The organism is Natranaerobius trueperi (assembly GCF_002216005.1).
GTDB lineage: Bacteria > Bacillota > Natranaerobiia > Natranaerobiales > Natranaerobiaceae > Natranaerobius_A > Natranaerobius_A trueperi.
This window is the reverse complement of the sequence record NZ_NIQC01000022.1, coordinates 20,637-41,575: the sequence shown is the minus strand read 5'-3', so window position 1 is coordinate 41,575 and position 20,939 is coordinate 20,637. Positions and strand designations below refer to the sequence as shown.

At 34.4% G+C, this 20,939-nt stretch carries 18 protein-coding genes; 1 reads left to right on the top strand and 17 read right to left on the bottom strand.

The window, feature by feature from the left end:
• Nucleotides 1–242: 242 nt before the first annotated feature.
• The 14 genes from lysS to CDO51_RS09470 form a co-directional block, all read right to left on the bottom strand.
• The gene (lysS, locus tag CDO51_RS09540) at nt 243–1,724 is read right to left on the bottom strand and encodes a lysine--tRNA ligase (RefSeq protein ID WP_089024040.1); all 1,482 of its coding nucleotides are present in this window, start codon (nt 1,722–1,724) and stop codon (nt 243–245) included.
• 124 nt (nt 1,725–1,848) lie between these two features.
• Nucleotides 1,849–2,337, bottom strand: coding sequence for a transcription elongation factor GreA (gene greA, locus CDO51_RS09535; RefSeq protein WP_089024039.1), 489 nt, complete (start codon nt 2,335–2,337; stop codon nt 1,849–1,851).
• A gap of 647 nt (nt 2,338–2,984) precedes the next feature.
• Nucleotides 2,985–4,082, bottom strand: a complete 1,098-nt coding sequence (locus tag CDO51_RS09525) for a shikimate dehydrogenase (protein ID WP_089024037.1) — start codon at nt 4,080–4,082, stop codon at nt 2,985–2,987.
• 22 nt (nt 4,083–4,104) lie between these two features.
• Nucleotides 4,105–5,004: a quinate 5-dehydrogenase gene (locus CDO51_RS09520; RefSeq protein ID WP_089024036.1), complete on the bottom strand. Its 900-nt coding sequence runs from the start codon at nt 5,002–5,004 to the stop codon at nt 4,105–4,107.
• Between the two features lie 30 nt (nt 5,005–5,034).
• Nucleotides 5,035–5,568, bottom strand: a complete 534-nt coding sequence (locus tag CDO51_RS09515; RefSeq protein ID WP_205842200.1) for a helix-turn-helix domain-containing protein — start codon at nt 5,566–5,568, stop codon at nt 5,035–5,037.
• 133 nt (nt 5,569–5,701) lie between these two features.
• The gene (gene dusB / locus CDO51_RS09510; RefSeq protein WP_205842199.1) at nt 5,702–6,640 is read right to left on the bottom strand and encodes a tRNA dihydrouridine synthase DusB; all 939 of its coding nucleotides are present in this window, start codon (nt 6,638–6,640) and stop codon (nt 5,702–5,704) included.
• Nucleotides 6,641–6,677: 37 nt separating this feature from the next.
• The gene (locus CDO51_RS09505; protein ID WP_089024035.1) at nt 6,678–7,649 is read right to left on the bottom strand and encodes an acyl-CoA dehydratase activase; all 972 of its coding nucleotides are present in this window, start codon (nt 7,647–7,649) and stop codon (nt 6,678–6,680) included.
• Between the two features lies 1 nt (nt 7,650).
• A complete protein-coding gene (locus CDO51_RS09500) occupies nt 7,651–8,730 on the bottom strand; it encodes a 2-hydroxyacyl-CoA dehydratase (RefSeq protein ID WP_089024034.1) in 1,080 nt (359 codons plus the stop codon).
• A gap of 2 nt (nt 8,731–8,732) precedes the next feature.
• On the bottom strand, nt 8,733–9,707 hold the full coding sequence (locus CDO51_RS09495; protein WP_089024033.1) for an acyl-CoA dehydratase activase-related protein: 975 nt from the start codon (nt 9,705–9,707) through the stop codon (nt 8,733–8,735).
• Between the two features lie 121 nt (nt 9,708–9,828).
• Nucleotides 9,829–10,338: a gamma carbonic anhydrase family protein gene (locus tag CDO51_RS09490; protein ID WP_089024032.1), complete on the bottom strand. Its 510-nt coding sequence runs from the start codon at nt 10,336–10,338 to the stop codon at nt 9,829–9,831.
• A gap of 422 nt (nt 10,339–10,760) precedes the next feature.
• Entirely contained in the window at nt 10,761–10,862 is a 102-nt protein-coding gene (locus tag CDO51_RS15470) for a hypothetical protein (RefSeq protein WP_420811493.1), read from the bottom strand.
• Nucleotides 10,863–11,719: 857 nt separating this feature from the next.
• A complete protein-coding gene (locus CDO51_RS09480) occupies nt 11,720–13,213 on the bottom strand; it encodes a complex I subunit 5 family protein (RefSeq protein WP_089024031.1) in 1,494 nt (497 codons plus the stop codon).
• A gap of 237 nt (nt 13,214–13,450) precedes the next feature.
• A complete protein-coding gene (locus CDO51_RS09475; RefSeq protein WP_089024030.1) occupies nt 13,451–14,872 on the bottom strand; it encodes an aspartate aminotransferase family protein in 1,422 nt (473 codons plus the stop codon).
• Nucleotides 14,850–15,350: a phosphatidylglycerophosphatase A family protein gene (locus CDO51_RS09470; protein WP_089024029.1), complete on the bottom strand. Its 501-nt coding sequence runs from the start codon at nt 15,348–15,350 to the stop codon at nt 14,850–14,852. The genes CDO51_RS09475 and CDO51_RS09470 overlap by 23 nt, the downstream gene beginning before the upstream one ends.
• Nucleotides 15,351–15,485: 135 nt before the next feature.
• On the opposite strand from CDO51_RS09470, the gene CDO51_RS09465 reads away from it, so the two are divergent.
• Entirely contained in the window at nt 15,486–16,085 is a 600-nt protein-coding gene (locus CDO51_RS09465; protein WP_089024028.1) for a c-type cytochrome, read from the top strand.
• Between the two features lie 89 nt (nt 16,086–16,174).
• Here the strand turns inward: CDO51_RS09465 and CDO51_RS09460 are convergent, their stop codons facing one another.
• The 3 genes from CDO51_RS09460 to fdhF all read right to left on the bottom strand — a co-directional run bounded on the left by CDO51_RS09460 (nt 16,175) and on the right by fdhF (nt 20,902).
• Nucleotides 16,175–17,353: an NAD(P)/FAD-dependent oxidoreductase gene (locus CDO51_RS09460; RefSeq protein ID WP_089024027.1), complete on the bottom strand. Its 1,179-nt coding sequence runs from the start codon at nt 17,351–17,353 to the stop codon at nt 16,175–16,177.
• Between the two features lie 61 nt (nt 17,354–17,414).
• Nucleotides 17,415–17,573 (bottom strand): rubredoxin, encoded by a 159-nt coding sequence (gene rd, locus CDO51_RS09455; protein ID WP_089024026.1) that lies wholly within the window; start codon nt 17,571–17,573, stop codon nt 17,415–17,417.
• A gap of 629 nt (nt 17,574–18,202) precedes the next feature.
• Nucleotides 18,203–20,902, bottom strand: a complete 2,700-nt coding sequence (fdhF, locus tag CDO51_RS14730) for a formate dehydrogenase subunit alpha (RefSeq protein WP_089024025.1) — start codon at nt 20,900–20,902, stop codon at nt 18,203–18,205.
• Nucleotides 20,903–20,939: the final 37 nt, after the last annotated feature.

The window sequence follows — 20,939 nt, the reverse complement described above, 5'->3', positions numbered from 1 at the left end:
AAGCACGCCGCCAGCGTTCGTCCTGAGCCAGGATCAAACCCTCCTAATTAAATTTAATTAGAAAAGCCGATCTGGCTTATTTATTCAAAACTTAACGCTTGCATCCTGTTCAGTTTTCAAAGAACAAAAGAAAATGTCGGCGAGGAACTTCCCCTCGCCATGGACAAGTAATACTATACCACACCATTTTTGATTTTTCAAGACTAATCTTAATATTTTTTAAATAAAATTATCAACAAAGTTTAACTCTCATCCTGTTTAGGTCTCATTGTCGGGAACAATATAACATCTCTTATAGATGTAGAGTTTGTTAAAAACATTATTAATCTATCTATTCCAATTCCAAGCCCACCAGTAGGAGGCATCCCATATTCTAGCGCTTGAATAAAATCTTCATCCATCATATGGGCTTCTTCGTCGCCTGCATCTCGTTTTTCAACTTGGTTTTCAAAGCGTTCCCTTTGATCTCTTGGATCGTTCAACTCTGTAAAGGCATTCGCTATTTCACTTCCCCAAACAAAGCCTTCAAATCGATACGTCAAACGCTCGTCCTGTTCATTCCTCTTTGCAAGAGGTGAAACTTCAACCGGATAGTCCGTGATAAAAGTAGGCTGAATTAACCTATCTTCAACTCTTTCTTCAAATATTTCGTTTAGAACTTCGCCCCAAGTACTATCATCTTCTATCTCTAGTCCAAGCTTTTCTCCAGCTTTCCTAGCTTCTTCGTGACTTGTAAGTTTAGAAAAATCTACGCCAGTTTCTTCATTTATAGCTTCTACCATAGTTTTTCTTGACCACGGAGGTGTAAAATCTAGTTCATAACCTTGGTATTCAACCTTTGATGAATTAAATAGCTTTTTAACAATTTCATATATCATATTTTCTGTTAGTTCCATCATATCATAGTAATCAGTATTAGCTTGATAAAGTTCTATAGAAGTAAACTCTGGGTTGTGCTTTGTTGAAATGCCCTCATTTCGGAATATCCTGCCGATTTCATAGACTTTTTCAAAACCGCCAACAATTAGCCTCTTGAGATGAAGCTCTGTTGCTATTCTCATATAAAGATTCATATCTAGCGCATTGTGGTGTGTTACAAACGGACGAGCATTAGCTCCACCAGGTATAGTATGAAGTGTAGGGGTTTCAACCTCTAGAAAACCTTGATTATCTAAATAATTTCTCATTTCTCTAATAACTTTACTACGAATTTCAAAAGTACTTCTTACGTCAGGGTTCATGATCATATCTAAATATCTTTTACGATATCGTAAATCTACATCTTTTAATCCATGCCATTTTTCAGGTAAAGGCCGTAAGGATTTACTAAGTATTTCAAATTCATTTACCGAAACTGTAACTTCTCCCTTTCGTGTAACAAAGACTGTTCCAGTCACTCCAATAATATCACCAATATCCAGTTCCTTGTATACTTCATATTTCTCTTCACCAACGTTGTCGATCCGAGTATAAATCTGAACTTGTCCATTAAAATCCTGAATATGTGCAAAACTTGCCTTACCATGACCTCTTTTCGCCATGATTCTCCCTGATAAACTTACAGTTTCTCCCGTTTCTTGCATTTTATCATAATTACTATTGATATCATTTGCATAATGAGTGACATGATATTTTTTACCATAAGGTTCAAAATTTTGGTTTTCTAATTCTTTAGCCTTTTCATACCGCACTTGCATGAGTTCATGTTGATTGTCACTAGTCATAGTCCCACTCCTTACTTTTATATTTCTATTTCTTTAGTTATCTTAAAACTGAATACAAAGTAAATTTCTAAGTCCCAGGTTAAATACCTGGGACTTAATTTACCATATAAGATTAAACATCTTATTATTTGATATCCATTATTTCATACTCAATAGTACCTGCCGGAACTTTTACATCTACAACTTCCCCAGCTTTCCTTCCAATAATCGCTTCTCCTACAGGTGATTCATTAGATATTTTAAATTCTGCAGGATCTGATTCAGCTGACCCTACAATAGTATATTCTACCTCTTCATCAAATTCAAGATCCTTTAATACAACTTTGTTTCCAACAGAAACAACCTGATTATCTGTATCCTCAACTATCTTAGCATTTCTCAACATTTTCTCCAATGTAGCAATTCTTCCCTCAACAAAAGCTTGCTCGTTTTTAGCATCATCATATTCACTGTTTTCACTTATATCACCAAAAGAAATTGCTGTTTTTATTCGTTCAGCGACTTCTTTTCGTTTCACCGTTCTTAAATGCTCCAATTCGTGTTCTAATTTCTCATATCCCTCTTGAGTAAGGATTACCTCTTTCTCGTTTGTATGAGTCCCTTTGCTTACCATAATACTTCTCCCCTCTTTCTAAAAGTTTCTTGTTTTAATAAATTATATGTTGATACTGTCAAGATATTTAAATAATGACCTATTCTTTAAATAAAAATTTAAAAATAGGTCAACACCACAACTTACATACATCAGATATTTTATTTGTAACATTAATATACTGTTACCTTATCTTGTTTCTTATTCCTTGCCATATCATCAAATTTTTGTAAATTTTGCTCTATTGTAAACTACACCTATGTTTTTGTCAAACACAACATCAAGTTTCCGTGTTCTATGATATTGTCACCCTGATCGTTCTAAGAAAATGTCATTATATCTAAAAGGTGACATATCAAATGACCTAATCAAACTATTGAAGGTAATATGACTATTAAGGAAGCAACCCTGATTTCAAACCTTAGTGAAAGACAAATCACACGATTAAAGAAAATAATTCAAGAACTAGGTTCTAGTTTTGTTATTCATAAAACCGAGGTAGAAAACCTGCTCATTCCATATCTAAAGAGGCTTGGTTCGGCACTGGATTTTCATGTGATCTGCACGGTGTCTGATGCTACAGAGACAATCCTTGGGATTAATTTGGTGCTCTAGAAGAACTAGGCGTAAATATTATTCCAGCTAACTTCATACTCAAAGTTTTACTATCAAGTTTTACTGATAACATTCTCCTGCTTTTTGTTTTTGAGAGCATTTTGTTTAATTCTTTGAATATTTTCCTGGCTTATCGCTCTTTCAAAACTTCTGAGCCCAGCTAACTTAAATCCATGCTTTTTAGCTAAACGTGAAATCTCATCAACTTGTTTAACTGTTAACTCTCTTCCTAGCGTAAAACTTTCATACTTTTGTTCTAAAGCAAGTATCATAGTCTCAGCCATACAGGCGTACGCAGTTTTCTTTGGAAATCCAAAATTAAAATTAAATTCTACTTCACCAGGAACTTCAACAACTCCTCCTTCAATAACTAATATATCATCTCTATTTTTAGCAACCCTCCAAGAAACATCTCTGGGGCGAGCTACATCACATACAATTGCTCCAGGTTTAAGCTCTTCACCAGTTATAACAGCATCCGCAGAACCAGTTACTGCTATAATTATATCAACTTCAGATAAACTTCTCTTTATATTCGTAGACACTTTTGCAGCTAACCCAGTATCATCATAAATACTATCTGACACTTGTTCAAGTCTTTTTTGATTTTTTCCTAGTAATGTTAACCACCTTACATCTTCTGCAAACTTACGTGCAACAACTTTACCAATTGACCCACTAGCACCTAGTACAGCTATGTGGCAGTTTTTGTAATCATACCCCATCATTTTGCTTGCATCTTTCACTCCATCAATAGCTGTTGCCACAGTATAACTATTTCCAGTTGTAACTGGTATATTCAAATTTTTTGCTATTGTAATACCAGCATCACCAACAACTGAAGTGAGTGCTCCTAACCCTAAAATATTTGCACCAAGTCGTTCAGCTTTTTTACCTGTTTGAATTATTTTACTTAAAACATAATCTTCTGATAATGTTAATATTTGATCACTTGATAAAGGACAACCGACAAACCAACCTTCGGCTTCATTATGGGGAGTTTTTACACCCTCAATGTAAGACACTTTAAAAGGAGGAAATCTTTTGAATACACTCTTTAAGACACTTTCAGGACAATTTTTAAAAAAAGGATATTTTCTTAATATATCACTATGATATATTGGGTGTAAAACAAACGCAAATTTTTCCATGTATATCCTCCTTGTCACAGCATTAGTAGAAGTCTACTATATGAGGAGAAAAGTTTAGATCATCTAGTAGTTCTTCATAAACTTTTGATTCTAGTTCTTTCTTTTTGCCTTTTAATGAAACTAGTAAAGCCTCCATAACATTAGTCCCAAATGTTCTCCCTTCTAAAGAAGGGGTAGTTGTTATCAACCTCTTCAATCCTCTAATCTTAAGTTTATCAATATCTTCACTAGTTACAGTATTAGTAATTATAGTTTTATTAGTAAGATTATTTGGTAAATACTTGTTTATATAATGAAAATCACCACAAATAATGTTAACTCTATTATAAAACTTTTCAAATCTATTTGTATTACTGTTTTGCTTATCGCCTGTAGGATATAGTAATTTGAATGGTAAGTATCTAATAATTGGTAAAGCCATCCGCGCCACTTTATCTAAAGTTGATAAAGAGTTTATTGGAATAGGTAAACCTAAACTAAATATCAAGTCTCCATAAGTTACATCACAATTGGTATCTGAAATCTTTTCTGCCATCCCAAAGCGATCTAATGCACTTACTACTAATACCTTTTCTTCGTTAACAAACATATTATATTTATTTTCCAGTTCTTGAATAGTCTTCCTTTCAAGGCTATTTTTTAAACCACTGCCATCCACAATCGGCGTTTTTTTTGCACAAGAAACAATCTTTTGTGCATCCTTTAATAAATAACGCCTATCTCCAATTGTTAAAAATAGATCCATACCTCCTAAACCAAAAGCATCGACGTGTCCATCTAAATCTAAAATAGTTTGTTTCATACGTTCTAGTGATCCGTCCATCCCTCTTCTTTCAATTAACACATTTTCTCCTAAAAACTCTTGTTCTACTTCGTGATCTCTTTTTGATGATCCTAAGCTCACACTAACAACACGCTTCATATTAAGCACTCCCCCAGTAACGTTACTATCTTACCCCTCTACTAGGTTTTTCATAACACTCTCTAGTCGTTTTGGATTAACATATATGTCTTCTTCAATTGGAGAATCACCAATTTTGACACCAACCACTTCTTTATTAAGTAATGCTTTAATTAGATTAATTCTATAGTTAGATCCTAAAACTACTATAATATCATAAGAACGCACTTCATTTACTATCTCCATAATTCTATTAATTAATACTTCTCCTGACTTACTTTTTAACCATTCCCAACGTTCTTTATCTGTCATTAGAAAGCTATATTCTACACCATACTTATTACAAAGTTTTTTCAATTCGCTTTTATTTGCAACTGGGAAACCAATTACAGCAACCTTTCCACCCTTTCTTACTTCCCCTATACTTTCAACTTTAGATATAAATGCTCTGTCTATATTAAGTTTTTTACTAACTTCACTTTGATTATAGCCTTGAGCTCTTAAATTCAAAATTTCTCTAATTATATTATCTATTTTATTAGGATTAATTACTTTATGTCCTATTCGTAAAAACTCTATACTCACTCTTAATCCCCCACATAATTATTATGTACACAAGTTGTTCACAATTAACCTTACCATTATTTTACTTTATATTTGTTAAGGATGCAAATTATTGAAATTAAAAAACTCCGATTTTAAATCGGAGTTATGTGAACTAATATATTTCTTCTATATATTCATTTAAAATATTCCAAACTGTATTCTTATCAGTTTCTTTCATGATTTTTTCTTTTATACGTGCATTGTTTGGTAACCCTTTTAAATACCATGCAATATGTTTTCTCATATGAACTACTCCGTGCTCGCCATAATAATTAATTGCTTCTCTAAAGTGGTCATTAATCACATTTATAAATTCTTCTTTTTTTAAAGAATAATGGGGTTCTTCATTAATTTCTTTTTTCACCCTGTCTATCAGCCATGGGTTCCCCATAGTCCCACGTCCAATCATAACAGCGTCACAACCAGTTTGGCTTAACATTTCTTTCGCATCTTCTGGCCTGAAAATATCACCGTTACCTATAACTGGAATATCAAGTTCTTCTTTAAATTTAGTTATGATATCCCAATCGGCTGTTCCGCTATATTGCTGCTCACAAGTGCGTCCATGTATCGCTATTGCTACTACATTTTGCTCTTGAATCCTATTAGCCAGTTCTAATACATCACAATTGTAATTATCAAAACCCTTTCTCATTTTTACAGTAACAGGAGTTTTTACAGAAGAAACTACTTTACGTACAATTTCTACTGCAATATCTGGAGTTTTTAATAAAGCTGATCCTTCACCAATTTTTGTAATTTTAGGTGCAGGACACCCCATATTAATATCTATTATATCTACACCTAATTTTTCAATCTCTTTAGCTGCTTTTGCCATTAGATCCGGGTCTTTTCCAAATATTTGCTGAGAAAAAGGCACAAAATGATTGTGGTGACTAACCATTTTTCGAGTCTTTTTATTTTGCTGAAGAAGTCCTTTCGAACTTACCATTTCACCACAAATTAATCCAGGTTTAAATTTAGCTATGATTTTACGATAGGGTAAGTCACTGACACCTGCCATAGGAGCAAAAATAACGGGGTTATCCAAATAGAATCCACCTAGTTGGATAACCCTAGCCCTGGAGTTATATGACATTCTTTTCTAAAACTTCCCATTTTTCGCAGCGACCGCCCCATCTAGCTAGTAACTCACCTTCACTCTTGATATTAACTATTTCACACATGTTAGGACAACTAGAACATTCGAAACTAGACGCTTCATATTGTAAATCACTTGCTTCAAACCCTCTAAAGTTTGTCTTTTTACCATCTCTTACTGCATCTCTCGCTAATATAGCTGACCCAATAGCTCCCATTACATTAAAGTTTTCAGGTACCGTAATGTCCATACCTAGTTCTTGCTCAAAAGCAGCTTTTATACCGTTGTTTGCGGCTACTCCTCCTTGAAACACTAGTGGTTCTAGTATTTCTTTGCCTTTGCCAACATTATTGAGATAGTTTCTTACTAAAGCTTCACTAAGCCCTCTTATGATATCTTCTGTTTCGTGTCCCATTTGTTGTTTGTGGATCATGTCAGATTCAGCAAACACTGAACATCTACCAGCTATCCTTACAGGGCTATCTGATTGCAAAGCTTTATCACCAAAATTCTCGATCGGCACTCCTAAACGTTCTGATTGATGATCTAAAAATGAACCTGTCCCAGCAGCACAAACAGTATTCATTGCAAAGTCTACTACCACACCTTCTCTTAATATAATAATCTTAGAATCCTGCCCACCAATCTCTAAGACTGTTTTTACATCTGGAACTTGTTGAGAAGCTGCTACTGCATGTGCTGTGATTTCATTTTTCACAGCATCTGCACCTAAAATAACACCTGCAAGTGTACGCGCACTACCTGTGCTTCCAACACCTTGCACCTCAACTTCTTCACCTAACTCATCTTTTACATCTCGCAATCCAGTTTGTATGGCTTGAATTGGTTGCCCTTTTGTCCTAAGATACCTTTTGACTAGCACCTTACTATTTTCATCCAACGCTACAAAATTAGTACTAACTGAACCAACATCCACACCTAAGAATACTTTTTTCATTTTAACTCACCTCTCCAAGGCGTTTCTTTTTAATTAAGTCTACAAAAGCTTCTAATCTTGTCTGAACGCCTGCTTTACCCGTCTGTTCATCTAAAAATAAAGTTATGACAGGTATATTATAATCTTGACTTACCTTAGGTATGATGCTTTTAGCTACGATTTCTGGTATACAGGTGAAGGGGGCTAAATGCACCACACCATCAAAATCATTTTCGGCATAATGAATAGTTTCTCCAATACTGTTTTGACCATGCCCACCTACTAATTGATCAAGGTAAGGCCTTGCAAGCTTTTTCACACCTTTTTCCCCATCTATCAGTGTATTATCTCTTGTCCAATTAGTTAAGTGTATTGAACGATCAACTTGAACTCCTAATTCACCTAATGTTTTCTCAACATCTGCGTTTATAAATGGCTCTAAAACAACATATATTTCACCAATCAGACCAACTTTGATGGGTTTTTCAGGCCGTTCAAGACACTTAACTTTTCTTATTGCTTTCAGCGCTTCATTTCTAGCTTCTTTAATTTCTTTCATACTTTGTGCCTCATCTAACATACTCTGACCTATTTTTAATTGTTTTGATGTCTCTCCCTTATTAAGCTCATATGGACGAATTTTATTCACTTCACTTTCTAAATCATCTAGCGCAATTAATTTATGCCATGTACGTCTAACAATATCAAGTAGAGCAATCCAAGAATTATTTCCTTTTAGAATTTTTATTTTACTCATGAAATCAGATAAAGATTTAAGAGGGGGTTCAAATATAACAAAGTCTGGATTATATCCAATATCTTGTAGTATTTTATTTTGCAGCTCACCATAATATCCTGCTCTACATGGCCCAACACCACCAGAGCTTACAATTGTATCTGCTCCCTTTTCTATAGCTTCAAGATATGTTCCCAATAATACCTTAAAAGGGATACAAGCAAACTCCGGAGAATGCTTAGTTCCATAAGTCAAAGTCTTTCTTGTCGGTGCAGGAGGTTTAATAACCTCATGACCTAATTCCTTAACTAACATAGAAAACGCAATGTGAGAGCTCCCCATATGAGGAAATGTTATTTTTTTCATAATTATCCCCTCTTTCTTTTTAACATATCAACAAAAGCTTCTACCCTAGTATTCATACCAGCTTCTCCAGTGTGTTCATCTAGTGATAACGTTAAAAAGGGTACACCACTATGCTTACATTCAAGTTCAACAAACTTATCTACCATAGCATCTGGACCACATCCAAAGGCGGTCACATGTATAACACCATCTACCCTGGGTTTTTCTAGATAGTATAAAGCTGATCGTACCACTTGATTACTATAATACCAAAACATTTCCTTAGCGAATTTCTTTCGCTGACGAAGTAAGTCCACAGACGGTACATTGTCTTTTGTTAATACTTTTACATTCATCTTTTTTAAATTATCTAAAAGTCCTACACTAATATAAGGATCATATATAGTATAAGGATATCCAAGTAATGCTATTGTTATATCACCTTTTTGCTGTATTTTGTCACCTCTTGATTGATCCTTATCAATTAGCTCCCAAGCTTCTTGTGGAGAATATTCTTTGAGTAACAGGCTTTGGTATTTATTGAATTTATCCCATGCAGCTCTATAAGACATCAGTATTTTCCAAAAACTTTTATCTAGCTTCCTACCTATCCGATAGAAAAATTTCCAAAACTCTAGTTTTCCTTTTCTTAAGTCTAATCGATTATCAATAATGGGTGGTAAACCATCTATAGAGTATCTAACCATATCAGGTAGCCCTAAGAATTTAGGACACACAGTTTCTTCACCATCTAAGCTAACAAGTCTAGGAATAAATAAATAATCTACCTTTTCCATAAGATCTTTTACATGCCCGTGATACATCTTAATTGGGACACACGCATCATTAACCGTTTCTTTTACTCCTTGGTCTAACACTTGCTTATTACTTTCATTTGATAGTAAAACTTCAACTCCTAGTTCTTTAAAAAAAGTATTCCATAACGGAAAATACGTATAATAAGCAAGTGATCGTGGCATACCTACCTTCAGGGCCATGCCTGCCACCCCTTTCTAATTTACTGAGTGAAGTATCCTCTTCGATTTTAAATTAAATTTCTAATTTTTGCAAGAAACAAAAAACTGCCGACAATAGCGTCAGCAGTCCTTTCAATGTATTCTATTCTTTAACTAGATACTTTTGTGCTTTTTTATAATAATTTTCAGCAGAATCTATTAATTTTTTAACTTCTTCTTCTGATAGTTCTTTAATAACCTTACCAGGAACACCTACCACTAAACTTCGTGGCGGAATTTCTTTACCTTCTGGTACCAAAGCTCCTGCTGCTACTATTGAATTCTCCCCTATTTTAGCTCCATTTAATACTGTTGCTCCCATACCAATTAGGGCACCTTTTTCTACTGTACATCCATGTAAAATTGCTCCATGTCCAACTGTTACATAATCAGCAATGATTAACGGCTCATCCTTATCAACATGACAGATACAACCATCCTGAATATTAGTTTTCTGACCAATTGATACTTTCTCTAAATCTCCTCTTAACACAGCATTGAACCAAATACTTGCTCCATTTTTTATTAAAACATCTCCGACAATTTGCGCGCCTGTAGCTACAAATACATCTTCTGAAATTTTTGGAGAATAACCTTCATATTTATGTATCATACATCTACCCCCTTAAACAATTTCTTTCTTTATAATTTTACGGATCTTACATTTAAATTGCAATCTAAATCAACTAATAAAAAGGGATTATCCAAAAATATAATTGAAATTTATGGGATATCTCTTACTTGTAAGATTGATTTAAGATTTTAAATGCTTTTTTTCATTTTTATATTTTCGGGTTCTTCCTCTAAACGATTCTAGTTTCGCTACGGTAGTTTTTAAGTCATCACTAGTTATTTGACTTTCTTCTCCTTACTCGTCTAAACCTTTATCTCCATAAAGCTCATTTTCATGATTAGCTTCATAACGATCGGTAGATCTTCCACACTAAGCTATAACAATTTACATTTACTTCTGTTTTGTTCTAGTACTGATGTAAACACTTCCTCTTTTACGTGTTTCATTCTCTCTGATGTTATCTATTTATAGGTACTTTTCTTCTTACACTGCTTACACAAGTACATCCGAATTCTGCATCTAACCCATTCGTTAAAGCAGTAATTTTGTTCTTCATACGCAATGGAGAAGTAAACGAGCCAACCTGTAGTGAATATTTTAAGCTCCTTAAGTGTCTGTTGAACTAACCTAACACATTACGAATTGTTATCTGTCGCACCTTGTCATTGAACCGTTTTATGGACTTTTGTGCGGTCGGATACCAGCCTTCCTTCTAGCTTTGGAGAAGGAGAAGCCAAGAAACTTAAGTTTAAGTGTGCTTCCAGTATTACTCTTTCTCGGTTCACCTTAAGTTTTAATACCTCTTCAAGCTGTTTTATACAGTTGGCCATTGCTCTTTAGCGGCTCTCCTATCCTACTCTTGATGTAGGTAACACAATCATCAGGTATCTCACAAATTTGTGCCTTTGCCTATCTCACCTTCTCTATAGTTTAAAAGACTACCATTGTTCGAGCCCTTCCATTTCGGGTAATATAACCTCTGCTGACTTCTTACGGTTCAACCGTGCATCACCGCACGATTTGTCGCTGTGGGTTGTTGGTTAAACCCTCTTGTCGGCAACCCCCGTAAGACCTCCCCTGTTAAGAACGGTAACTTTCCTCTCATATATCTGCCACATTTACACCGTAGAGCTCGGGTGGTATCGGATTTTTGTGTTGTTCAGCACACTTGTCCGCTCTACATATGCCTTGTATGTGGTTTCTGTTCGTCAGACCGAGATTTTGCATCAGGCTTCCTTCAGACTCCACCTCACGATGGACGCCCTTGCCATTTGCTAACAGTTCCTACCACCAAGCCTGTAGCGGACTTTCACCGCCTAGCTACCGCCCATGCAGGGCAAACTGAAAAAGGGCTGTCCTAAAGTTTTTACTTTTGAGACAGCCCTTAAATTTTTAGTATCTATGTTAACCCGCATGTTATTTAAAATGGTGTTCCATTTATAAGCGCTTTCGCTGCTAATTGAGATAATTCATACGGAAGGTTTGTCGGAAATAAGCTAAGAATTAAACAACCAAAACCAAGTATAACAACTGGTAGCACCATTGTCATTGGTACTTCAGAAGACTTAGATTTTACTGCAGTGTCCTTTTTTTCTTTCCCAAAAAAAGCTATATTTATAATAGGCAGATAATATACACTATTCATTAGACTACTTAAAAGTAATACTAAAACATAATATGGTTGCCCTGCCTCTAGCGCCCCTAAACTTAATGACCATTTACTGATAAATCCATTAAGTGGTGGTATTCCAATCATAGCTAAAGCAGCAATAGTAAAAGAAATCATTGTTAAAGGCATTTTGTAACCAATTCCGCTAAAATCGGAAATTTTATTTTTACCAGTTTTCTTAATCATTGCTCCAGCTGCTAAAAATAGTGTACTCTTCATAAATGCATGACTAAATATATGAAAGATATCTCCTATCATTGCTGTCTCTGTCAAAATTGCTAACCCAAGTAAAATGTAACCCATTTGTCCAATACTTGAATAGGCAAGTCTTCTTTTAAGGTTTTCTTGAGTAATAGCAACTGCGGATCCTAAAAAGATAGTAATTACTGCTACAACAGCTAAAATCCAATTCCACCCAGAATCTAAAATCATTTGATAATCAAAAACGTGAAATATAACTCTTATTAGTCCATATGCACCAGTTTTAATCATTATTCCAGATAATAAAGCACTAGCCGGCGATGGTGCGACCGGATGAGCTTCTGGTAGCCATACATGTAATGGGAACATTCCTGCTTTCATCCCAAAACCAATAACATAGGAAATAAAAGCTGCAAAAGCTAACATCGATGGTGTATCGATTATTGCCATTTGATTTAGAGAAATAGTTTGTGTTAATTCGAATGTCATTATAATCCCAAAAAAAAGAAATAAACCACCCATTATAGTGACAATTAAATATTTGTAACCTGCTTTTAATGCTTCTTTTGTCTCACTGTGAATAATCAGTAAATATGATACTAATGACATTAATTCGAAAAATATAAATAAACTAAATAAGTCACCTGCTAAAAACAACCCCATACAACCACTTAAGGTTAGAATTAGTGAGGGGTAATACCTATCAGTATGCTCTTCTTGTTTCATATAATCCAATGAATAAATTGAAACTAACATCCAAATAAAAGAAGATAATAAGCTTAAGCCAAAGCTAAGGGCATCAACTCTAAAGGATATACCAAAAGGCGGAACTATGTTTGCCAACTGATAATAAATAGTATCTCCATTCATTATAGTTGGATACATAGCTAGAACTAACACAAAGGTTACAATAGGTGTGATAACAGACAACACATTTCTTCCAAATGTAGACCGTCGTTCAACAAATGCGATGACAAAAGTCATCATAAATGGAAATACAAAAATCCAAGCTGGTAAAAAGTTGATAATATCAGAATAACTCAAGTAGATGACCTCCTCTTATTTTTTCTGTTCACTTAATATAACAGTTTATAAATAACCACTTTGCTCTTTTTATGCATTTTTTCCCCATCAAGGCACCTCCTCTTTTTTCAGAAAAATTTTAATATTCTAAAATCTCATATAATTATAATGTACGATTTTAATTATATGTTAACAGTTAAATAGAAACAGGTCAACATTTTGTTTAAACATTCACATGTTAGTTTAGAAAGGTCCAATTTAGGACCTTTTAAGAATTGAGCTTACCGCCTTTTTTCCGCTTGAAAACGCCAGTCTATAGAAATCACTATAACTATCAAGAAGCTGATCTAACGATTCTAAAACATATTCTATTTCTTGTTCGTTTACTATCAATGGGGGTTCAAGCCTAATTACATTTGGATTATTTAAAGTATAAGCAGTAATTATATTATAGTCATTTTGAAGTTTTTCTGCTACAAAGGCACCTATATATTCTTTACTTAACTTTGAAATCATACCTTGCGACACCTTATTTAAAAAGCCTTCTTCAGGGGAGGTAAATTCAACCCCAACTAATAAACCTTTTCCTCGTACATCCTTAATCAAAGAATACTTTGATTGTAGCTTTTTAAGCCCTTCTTTTAGAAGTTCACCTTTTTTTCTAGCTTGGTGATCTAGTTTTTGTTTTACTATTTGGTTAATTGACGCTATAGAAGCAGCACAAGCAACTGTGTTACCCCCAAAGGTTGAGGTATGTAATAATGCTTCATCTATTTTACCATAAGCATTATTCCAAACTTCAGAAGTAGTTACCATCGCACCTATAGGTACTACACCTCCACCTAAGGATTTTGCTAAGCATATTATATCGGGTACTACTTCTTCCCATTCACATCCGAATAGTCTACCTGTTCGACCTAAACCAGTTTGTATCTCATCAATTATAAGCAGTACATTGTTTTGAGAACATATGTTTCTTACCTCTTTAAGGTAGTTACTTGTTGGCTCGACAATCCCACCTTCGCCTTGTATTGGTTCAAGAATAATTGCTGCAATATCATCATCGATTTCATCTCTTAACGCTTCAATATCACCAAAAGGCACCTGTTTAGATTTTAATAACATGGGTGAAAAAGGTTGTTTATATTTTTCTCTACCAGATACAGAAAGAGCTCCCATTGTTTTACCATGAAATGATCCTTGAGTAGATATAATTGTTTGTTTACCAGTACTTTTCCTTGCTATCTTAATTGCAGCTTCTACAGCTTCAGCTCCACTATTACAAAAATATGAATGTTGTAATTTCCCTGGAGTGATACTAGCTAAGTTTTCCCCTAAAGATGCATTTAGTACTCCCATTGAAGCTTGTAGTAAATTCGGCTTTTTTTTAACCATATTAATAGCTTCAAAAACCTCTGGAGGATTATGCCCTAAGTTAAGTGAACCATAACCACCTAAAAAATCTAAATACTCTATTCCTGATTCATCCCAAACTTTTACTCCTTTAGCTTCAACAAATTTTTTATCAAACGATAATAAACTTAACATCTTTCTAAAAGCAGGATTAAGATAATCATCATGTTGTCTTTTAATATCATTAATTGACTTCTCTAACGCTTCCTCTACAGTTATTAGATTATTCACGTAATCACCCTTTCTATTCTTCGTCAAACTCACCATCTTTTGCCCTATGAGCAATACGCGAAGCTGATGCAGCTGCGAGTGCGGCAATTAAATCATCTAGGAAGGTGTTTACCTTGCCACTTTTTTCGTTATTAATCCGCTCAATAACACCTGGTTTCTCTTTATCTAAATAACCAAAATTAGTAAGACCTATAGATCCATATATATTTACAATACTTAATGCTAGTATTTCATCTACTCCATATAAAGGATCATCAGTTAACAGTAATGATTGTAAGGGTTCATCAACTTCTCCTTTTTCTGAGGCTATATCTAAATATATACCTGTTGCAACAGCATTTTGCACTTCTCTTTTTCGTAGCACAGCATCTACACTATTTCTTGCATCTTCAAAAGTTAAATTATCTAGATAAGGCTTTTGTAACTCAAGGACTAATTTAGCCACTTCATCTAAGTTAACCCCTCTATCTTTTAACATAGCAAGAGTTGCTTGATGTAATTGATTATATTCCATAAAATCACCCTTTCATAAAATCTTTCCTTTACACTATTATATTATACTCCAGTTGTTTCCATACAACAAATTGATTTATAAATATATAGTTTGGGAATACTTAAAAATAGGATTTGGTTTTAAGGAGGTATTATAATGAGAAAAGTTGTTTATGCTATACTAGGAGTATTAGTAGTAGGGCTTACGATTGGGAGTTTTGTCGGTCTTCTAACTATGGGACCACGTTTTATAGGGTATGACTCTCCTCGTTCAACAGATATGTTTGGGGCAGGAGATAGACGTTATGACTATAAAGGTGAATGGTTTTTCAAAAGTGGAAGAGATGGTGCATCACAGTGGCCACATACTGATACCTATGACCAAGATAGAAGATCAGGTACTTATCTTAATAACGGACAAAGAATATATTTCTCATCTGCCAGTAAATCATCTATTCCTGTCCAAGCAAGAATAGGCGCAATGCCTATGACCAGTCCAATGATAAGTTGTGCTGATTGTCATGGTAGTGATGGCAGTGGTAGTACTATTCAAACAAGACAAGGTGAAGTTAATGTTCCTGACATAAGATATGAACAATTATCAAGTAATTATACAAGAACAGAACTGAAAAAAGTTATTAGAGACGGCGTAGATCCTGAAGGCAATAGTTATGACTGGCCTATGCCTAATTGGGTAATGTCTCCTGATGACTATGAAGATTTACTTGACTATTTAGAAACTAAATCAATTGAATAATTAAAATAAAATGATATACAAAAAAATGAAAAGCTCCCCAATAGTACACATATTATAATAAAAGTTGTTTACCGAAGGGGAGCAGTCAATTAATTAAAGATCATTTCTGGGTTATCAACTTCTGTTTTAGTTCGTATAAGTTTATTTAAGCTAGGCAAGGCAGTTTTATCTCCTAATAGTATAGCTCCTATTAATACATTATCTCTGAAAACTGTTTTTTTATATATATTATTTTGAAAATCAACTTGAGCCACTACATTATCATTTTCACTTGGGTATATTTCTCCAATAGATACTAAATCTATTCCCAATATTTTTAAAGAAGTAGATGATACTGTACCATTATATTTTTTTGAATTAATATATACCATATTTTCAGCAACTAACTTCCCTTGCTCTATCGCTGCTGGTATAATGCCATAACATTTACCATTAGCTTCTGCAACATCACCAGCAGCGAAAACGTCTAAAGCACTTGTTGAAAGATAGTCATCAACTAAAATTCCTTTATTAGTCTCTATACCAGCTGAACTTGCAAGTACAGTATTAGGAATTACTCCAGCAGAAACAACAACTAGGTCCGTTTCAATCTCTTTACCATTAGTTAACACCAACTTTAAGTTACCTAGACTATCTCGCGTTATATTTTCAGTTTGACTATCTAGAATGATCTCTATGCCAAATTCTTCTATACTTTCTTTAAGTATATTACTTCCTTTCATATCTATTTGTTTCTTTAAAACCCAAGGATTTCGGTCCACAACTTTCACGTCTAACCCTAATTGTTTTAAACTATAAGCCGTTTCTAAACCTAAAAGACCTCCTCCTATAACAACACTACGAGTTTTATCCCGAGCATTCTTTTGTATTCTTCTAACATCTTCTATTTTTCGTATTGTAAATACTCCAGCTTGTTCGATTCCTTTTATAGGAGGAGTATTTGGGCTACTACCAGTAGCCAAAAGTAGTTTGTCAAAAAAAATTTTTTGATCACAATCAGTTACTATTTTTTTATTATCCACATCTAGATTTTTAACAATAACATTTAAATACAACTCTATATCATTTTCATAAAACCAATTCACAGGCTTTAAAGGAATATCTTCTATACCTAATCGATTACCTAGCACTTCTATTAGTTGAGGTCGACTATAACAATAAAAGGATTCATTACTATAGATTGAAATACGTGATTTTTTATCTAATTCTCTCAAACGTTTTGCGGCTGTTATACCCGCAATTCCATCTCCTACAATTACATAATGCATCCCATATCACCTCGCCTATACATAATATGCGGGCCACATCTGTGGTCCCGCATAATTTATATTACTCTTCTTCAAACATGCTTTTATCCACACCACATTCCGGACAAACCCATTCTTCAGGAATATCATCAAAAGCCGTTCCTGGCGCAACACCATTATCTGGATCACCTAGTTCAGGATCATATACCCAACCACAAACAGTACATACATATTTTTTCATAAAAACTCTCCTTTCTTAATAATAATAACTAATTAGTCATAATCATTTTAACATAAATTCATTCTATATTCTAGAAAAATAACCATAATTTTAACTGTTTACATTATCTAAATCGTGAACCTTTCATGTCTAAATTTACGAGAAATGAGTGACGACTCTTATAAATTCTGTGAATTAATTAATAAACCGCCTACTGCATCAGTAACAACAAACATATATAATAGCACTGTGAATTACTGCATCTACACCATATTATAAAGGCTTATGTGAATAAGGGGTTATGATAGTATTGTCTACAATTGTGCATAAATTATTATCTTTTGCTAGTTATGATAAAACCTCTAAGCGCTATTTTTAAGTAGAGTTTGTTGATGTTTCAAAGTAGAAGGTACAGAACAATAGTATTTTCTTTTATAACTTTATTAATCAGATTTCTAAACCTAGATATCCTTCTTCTCCAACAGTTTTGCTTATAGCTCCAGTTACTAGACAAGGGTCTTGCTGACCATGTACTGGCTGCGCTTTAAATTTAGCCTCCATTTTACCACTTTTAATTTACATTTTACTTTAAAGAGTTAAACATTAAAAGAACCTTTCCAAATCCCCTTATTTGGAAAGGTTCTCATCTACTATTTAGACTTAGTTTCTTTTATTTTTTCAATATTTACAGTACTCACTTTTAATTCAGGTGTTCTTGCTTTAGGATCAAGAGCATCATTAGTTAGTTGGTTGATAGCCTCTTCTGCAAAATGGAAGTTCATATAAACCACACCTGAAGCTATTTTTTCAGTTACCATAGCTTGTGTTTTTACAGCTCCTCTACGTGAAGAAACTTTCACTATATCACCATCGATAATCCCTAAATCTTCAGCATCTTCATTATTTATCTCTACATAACCTTTAGAAACCTTTTCATTTAACTCAGCTACTTTTCTTGTCATTGTTGCATGGTAGTGATATAACATTCGTCCAGTTGTTAAAATAAACGGATATTCCTGATCTACATTTTCTGCAGGCGGTTTGTAATCTATAGCCACAAACTTTCCCCTGCCTCTTTTGAAGTTACCATCTTTATGAAGATACTTTGTACCAGGATGATCTTCTGTTGGACACGGCCATTGAATGCCATTTTTCTCTATACGATCATAAGTAATCCCTTTATAACTTGGTGTAACTTCTCTAATCTCATCCATAATCTCTACTGGATGACTATATTCCATTTTCAGTCCCATTTTTGATGAAAGTTCACATATTATCTGCCAATCAGGTTTACTGTCTCCTACAGGTTCAATAGCTTTACGTACTCTTTGAACTCTTCTTTCAGTATTAGTAAATGTTCCATCTTTTTCTGCATATGAACTAGCTGGTAACACAACATCTGCCTTTTGTGCAGTTTCTGTTAAGAAAATATCTTGTACTACTAAAAACTCTAAACTTTCAAAAGCTTCTTCCACATGACATAAGTTAGCATCTGTTACCATAGGGTTTTCACCCATAATGTACATACCCTTGATTTCTTCACCTGCAGAGTTAATTATCTCGGTAACAGGTTTTCCTGGATGAGGGTTTAAATCTGTCCCCCACGCTTTAGAAAATTTATTAACAATTTCTTTATCAGCTATTTTTTGATACCCTGTATAGACATTAGGAAGTCCTCCTAGATCACAAGCACCTTGTACATTATTCTGTCCTCTTAATGGATTGACACCAGTGCTTTCACGCCCAAGATTCCCTGTCATCATTGCTAAGTTAGCAATTGAAGACACTCCATCTGTACCTGTTGTGAATTGAGTTATGCCCATTGTATATAGTATACAAGCTTTACCATTCTCACCATAAATCAAAGCTGCCTGTTCAATTTTCTCTTTTGGCACTTTTGTTATTTCTGATATTTGATCTAATGAAACATCCTTTAAGTTCTTTTCTAATTCTTCAAAGTCTTCTGTGTTATTTTTAATAAATTCTTTATCTATTAACCCTTTATCATATACAACCTTCATCATACCTTTTAATAAAGCAACATTAGTTCCCGGTAGATTCTGTAGCCAAACATCTGCTTTTTCCGCAATTCCTGTTTTCCTTGGATCAGCAACAACTAGTTTAGCACCTTTCTTTTTAGCTTTAAATATTTTTTGAGCAATTATAGGATGTGCCTCAGTAGTATTAGTACCTATAGCGAAAATTGCCTCAGTCTCTTCTATTTCACCAATACTATTTGTCATCGCTCCACTTCCAAACTGTGTGGCCAGACCGGCCACTGTAGGAGCATGTCAGAGGCGAGCACAATGGTCAACATTATTACTTCCAACAGCTGCTCGTGCAAATTTTTGAAATAGATAATTTTCCTCATTGGTACATTTAGCTGAGGTTAAAAATCCTAATGATTCCCCTCCATATTTTTCTTTTAACATTGTTAAGTTTTCTGCAACTTTACTTAAAGCCTCATTCCAGTTAGTTTCAACCAATTCACCATTTTTTCTAACTAAAGGCTTAGTTAGTCTATCATCACTTTGAATGAATCCAGTACCAAAACGACCTTTGACACATAAATATCCATCATTAACTACTGCCTCATCATTAGGGGACACCCCAACTACTTCTCCGTCCTTCACGTTTAGATTAAAGGTACAACCCACTCCACAATATGGACAAGTTGTTTTAACCTTATCAAATTCATAGAGTCTTCCTTTTCCCTTCGTAGGCTTTGATTCTAAAGCCCCTACTGGACACACTGTAATACAGTTCCCACAGTTGACACAGGAAGATTCATCAAGAGAGTGGTCATAAAAGGTAGAAACTTTTTTATAGAAACCTCTACCGATAAAGTCAATGGCTTGCGACCCTTGAATATCATGGCAAACTTTAATGCATTTACCGCACAGTATGCATTTTACTGGATTTTTCTTAATAAACTTACCTGAAATATCTGCATCTACTTTTCTTACTTCTCCTTCAAAACGAGATTCTTTGACCCCGTACTCATAACAATAGTCTTGTAACTTACAGTCTCCAGTTGCTTCACACGTTAAACAATCATTTGGATGATTTGCCCATAACAGCTCAAGAACCATTTTTCTGGCTTTGTGAACTTTTTCAGTGTTTGTTTTAACTACCATCCCATCTTTAACAGGTAACGCACAAGAAGCTGGTAAATTATCTACATTTTCAACTTCAACCACGCACATACGACAAGCTCCTACTATTTCTAGGTCTTTTTGATGACAAAGCGTAGGAATTTTTTTTCCCGCTTGTTCACAAGCCTCTAAAACTGTTGCAGTTTTAGGAACTTCTATGGTTTGTCCGTCAATAGTTACGGTAACAAAGCTCATCTTCCCTCTCCCCCTTTTCTTCATTTATACTCTAGAA

Excerpts from the sequence above, each read along its gene's own strand:
- CDO51_RS09460 (WP_089024027.1), bottom strand. The coding sequence starts at position 17,353 with ATGCATTATGTAATTGTAGGAGATGGAATTGCGGGTATAACAGCCGCA.
- CDO51_RS09500 (WP_089024034.1), bottom strand. The coding sequence starts at position 8,730 with ATGAAAAAAATAACATTTCCTCATATGGGGAGCTCTCACATTGCGTTT.
- CDO51_RS09505 (WP_089024035.1), bottom strand. The coding sequence starts at position 7,649 with ATGAAAAAAGTATTCTTAGGTGTGGATGTTGGTTCAGTTAGTACTAAT.
- CDO51_RS09475 (WP_089024030.1), bottom strand. The coding sequence starts at position 14,872 with ATGGTGAGTTTGACGAAGAATAGAAAGGGTGATTACGTGAATAATCTA.
- CDO51_RS09520 (WP_089024036.1), bottom strand. The coding sequence starts at position 5,004 with ATGAAGCGTGTTGTTAGTGTGAGCTTAGGATCATCAAAAAGAGATCAC.
- CDO51_RS09490 (WP_089024032.1), bottom strand. The coding sequence starts at position 10,338 with ATGATACATAAATATGAAGGTTATTCTCCAAAAATTTCAGAAGATGTA.
- lysS (WP_089024040.1), bottom strand. The coding sequence starts at position 1,724 with ATGACTAGTGACAATCAACATGAACTCATGCAAGTGCGGTATGAAAAG.
- CDO51_RS09495 (WP_089024033.1), bottom strand. The coding sequence starts at position 9,707 with ATGGCCCTGAAGGTAGGTATGCCACGATCACTTGCTTATTATACGTAT.
- CDO51_RS09470 (WP_089024029.1), bottom strand. The coding sequence starts at position 15,350 with ATGGAATATAATCAATTACATCAAGCAACTCTTGCTATGTTAAAAGAT.
- CDO51_RS09465 (WP_089024028.1), top strand. The coding sequence starts at position 15,486 with ATGAGAAAAGTTGTTTATGCTATACTAGGAGTATTAGTAGTAGGGCTT.
- greA (WP_089024039.1), bottom strand. The coding sequence starts at position 2,337 with ATGGTAAGCAAAGGGACTCATACAAACGAGAAAGAGGTAATCCTTACT.
- CDO51_RS09525 (WP_089024037.1), bottom strand. The coding sequence starts at position 4,082 with ATGGAAAAATTTGCGTTTGTTTTACACCCAATATATCATAGTGATATA.
- rd (WP_089024026.1), bottom strand. The coding sequence starts at position 17,573 with ATGAAAAAATATGTATGTACTGTTTGTGGTTGGGTATATGATCCTGAA.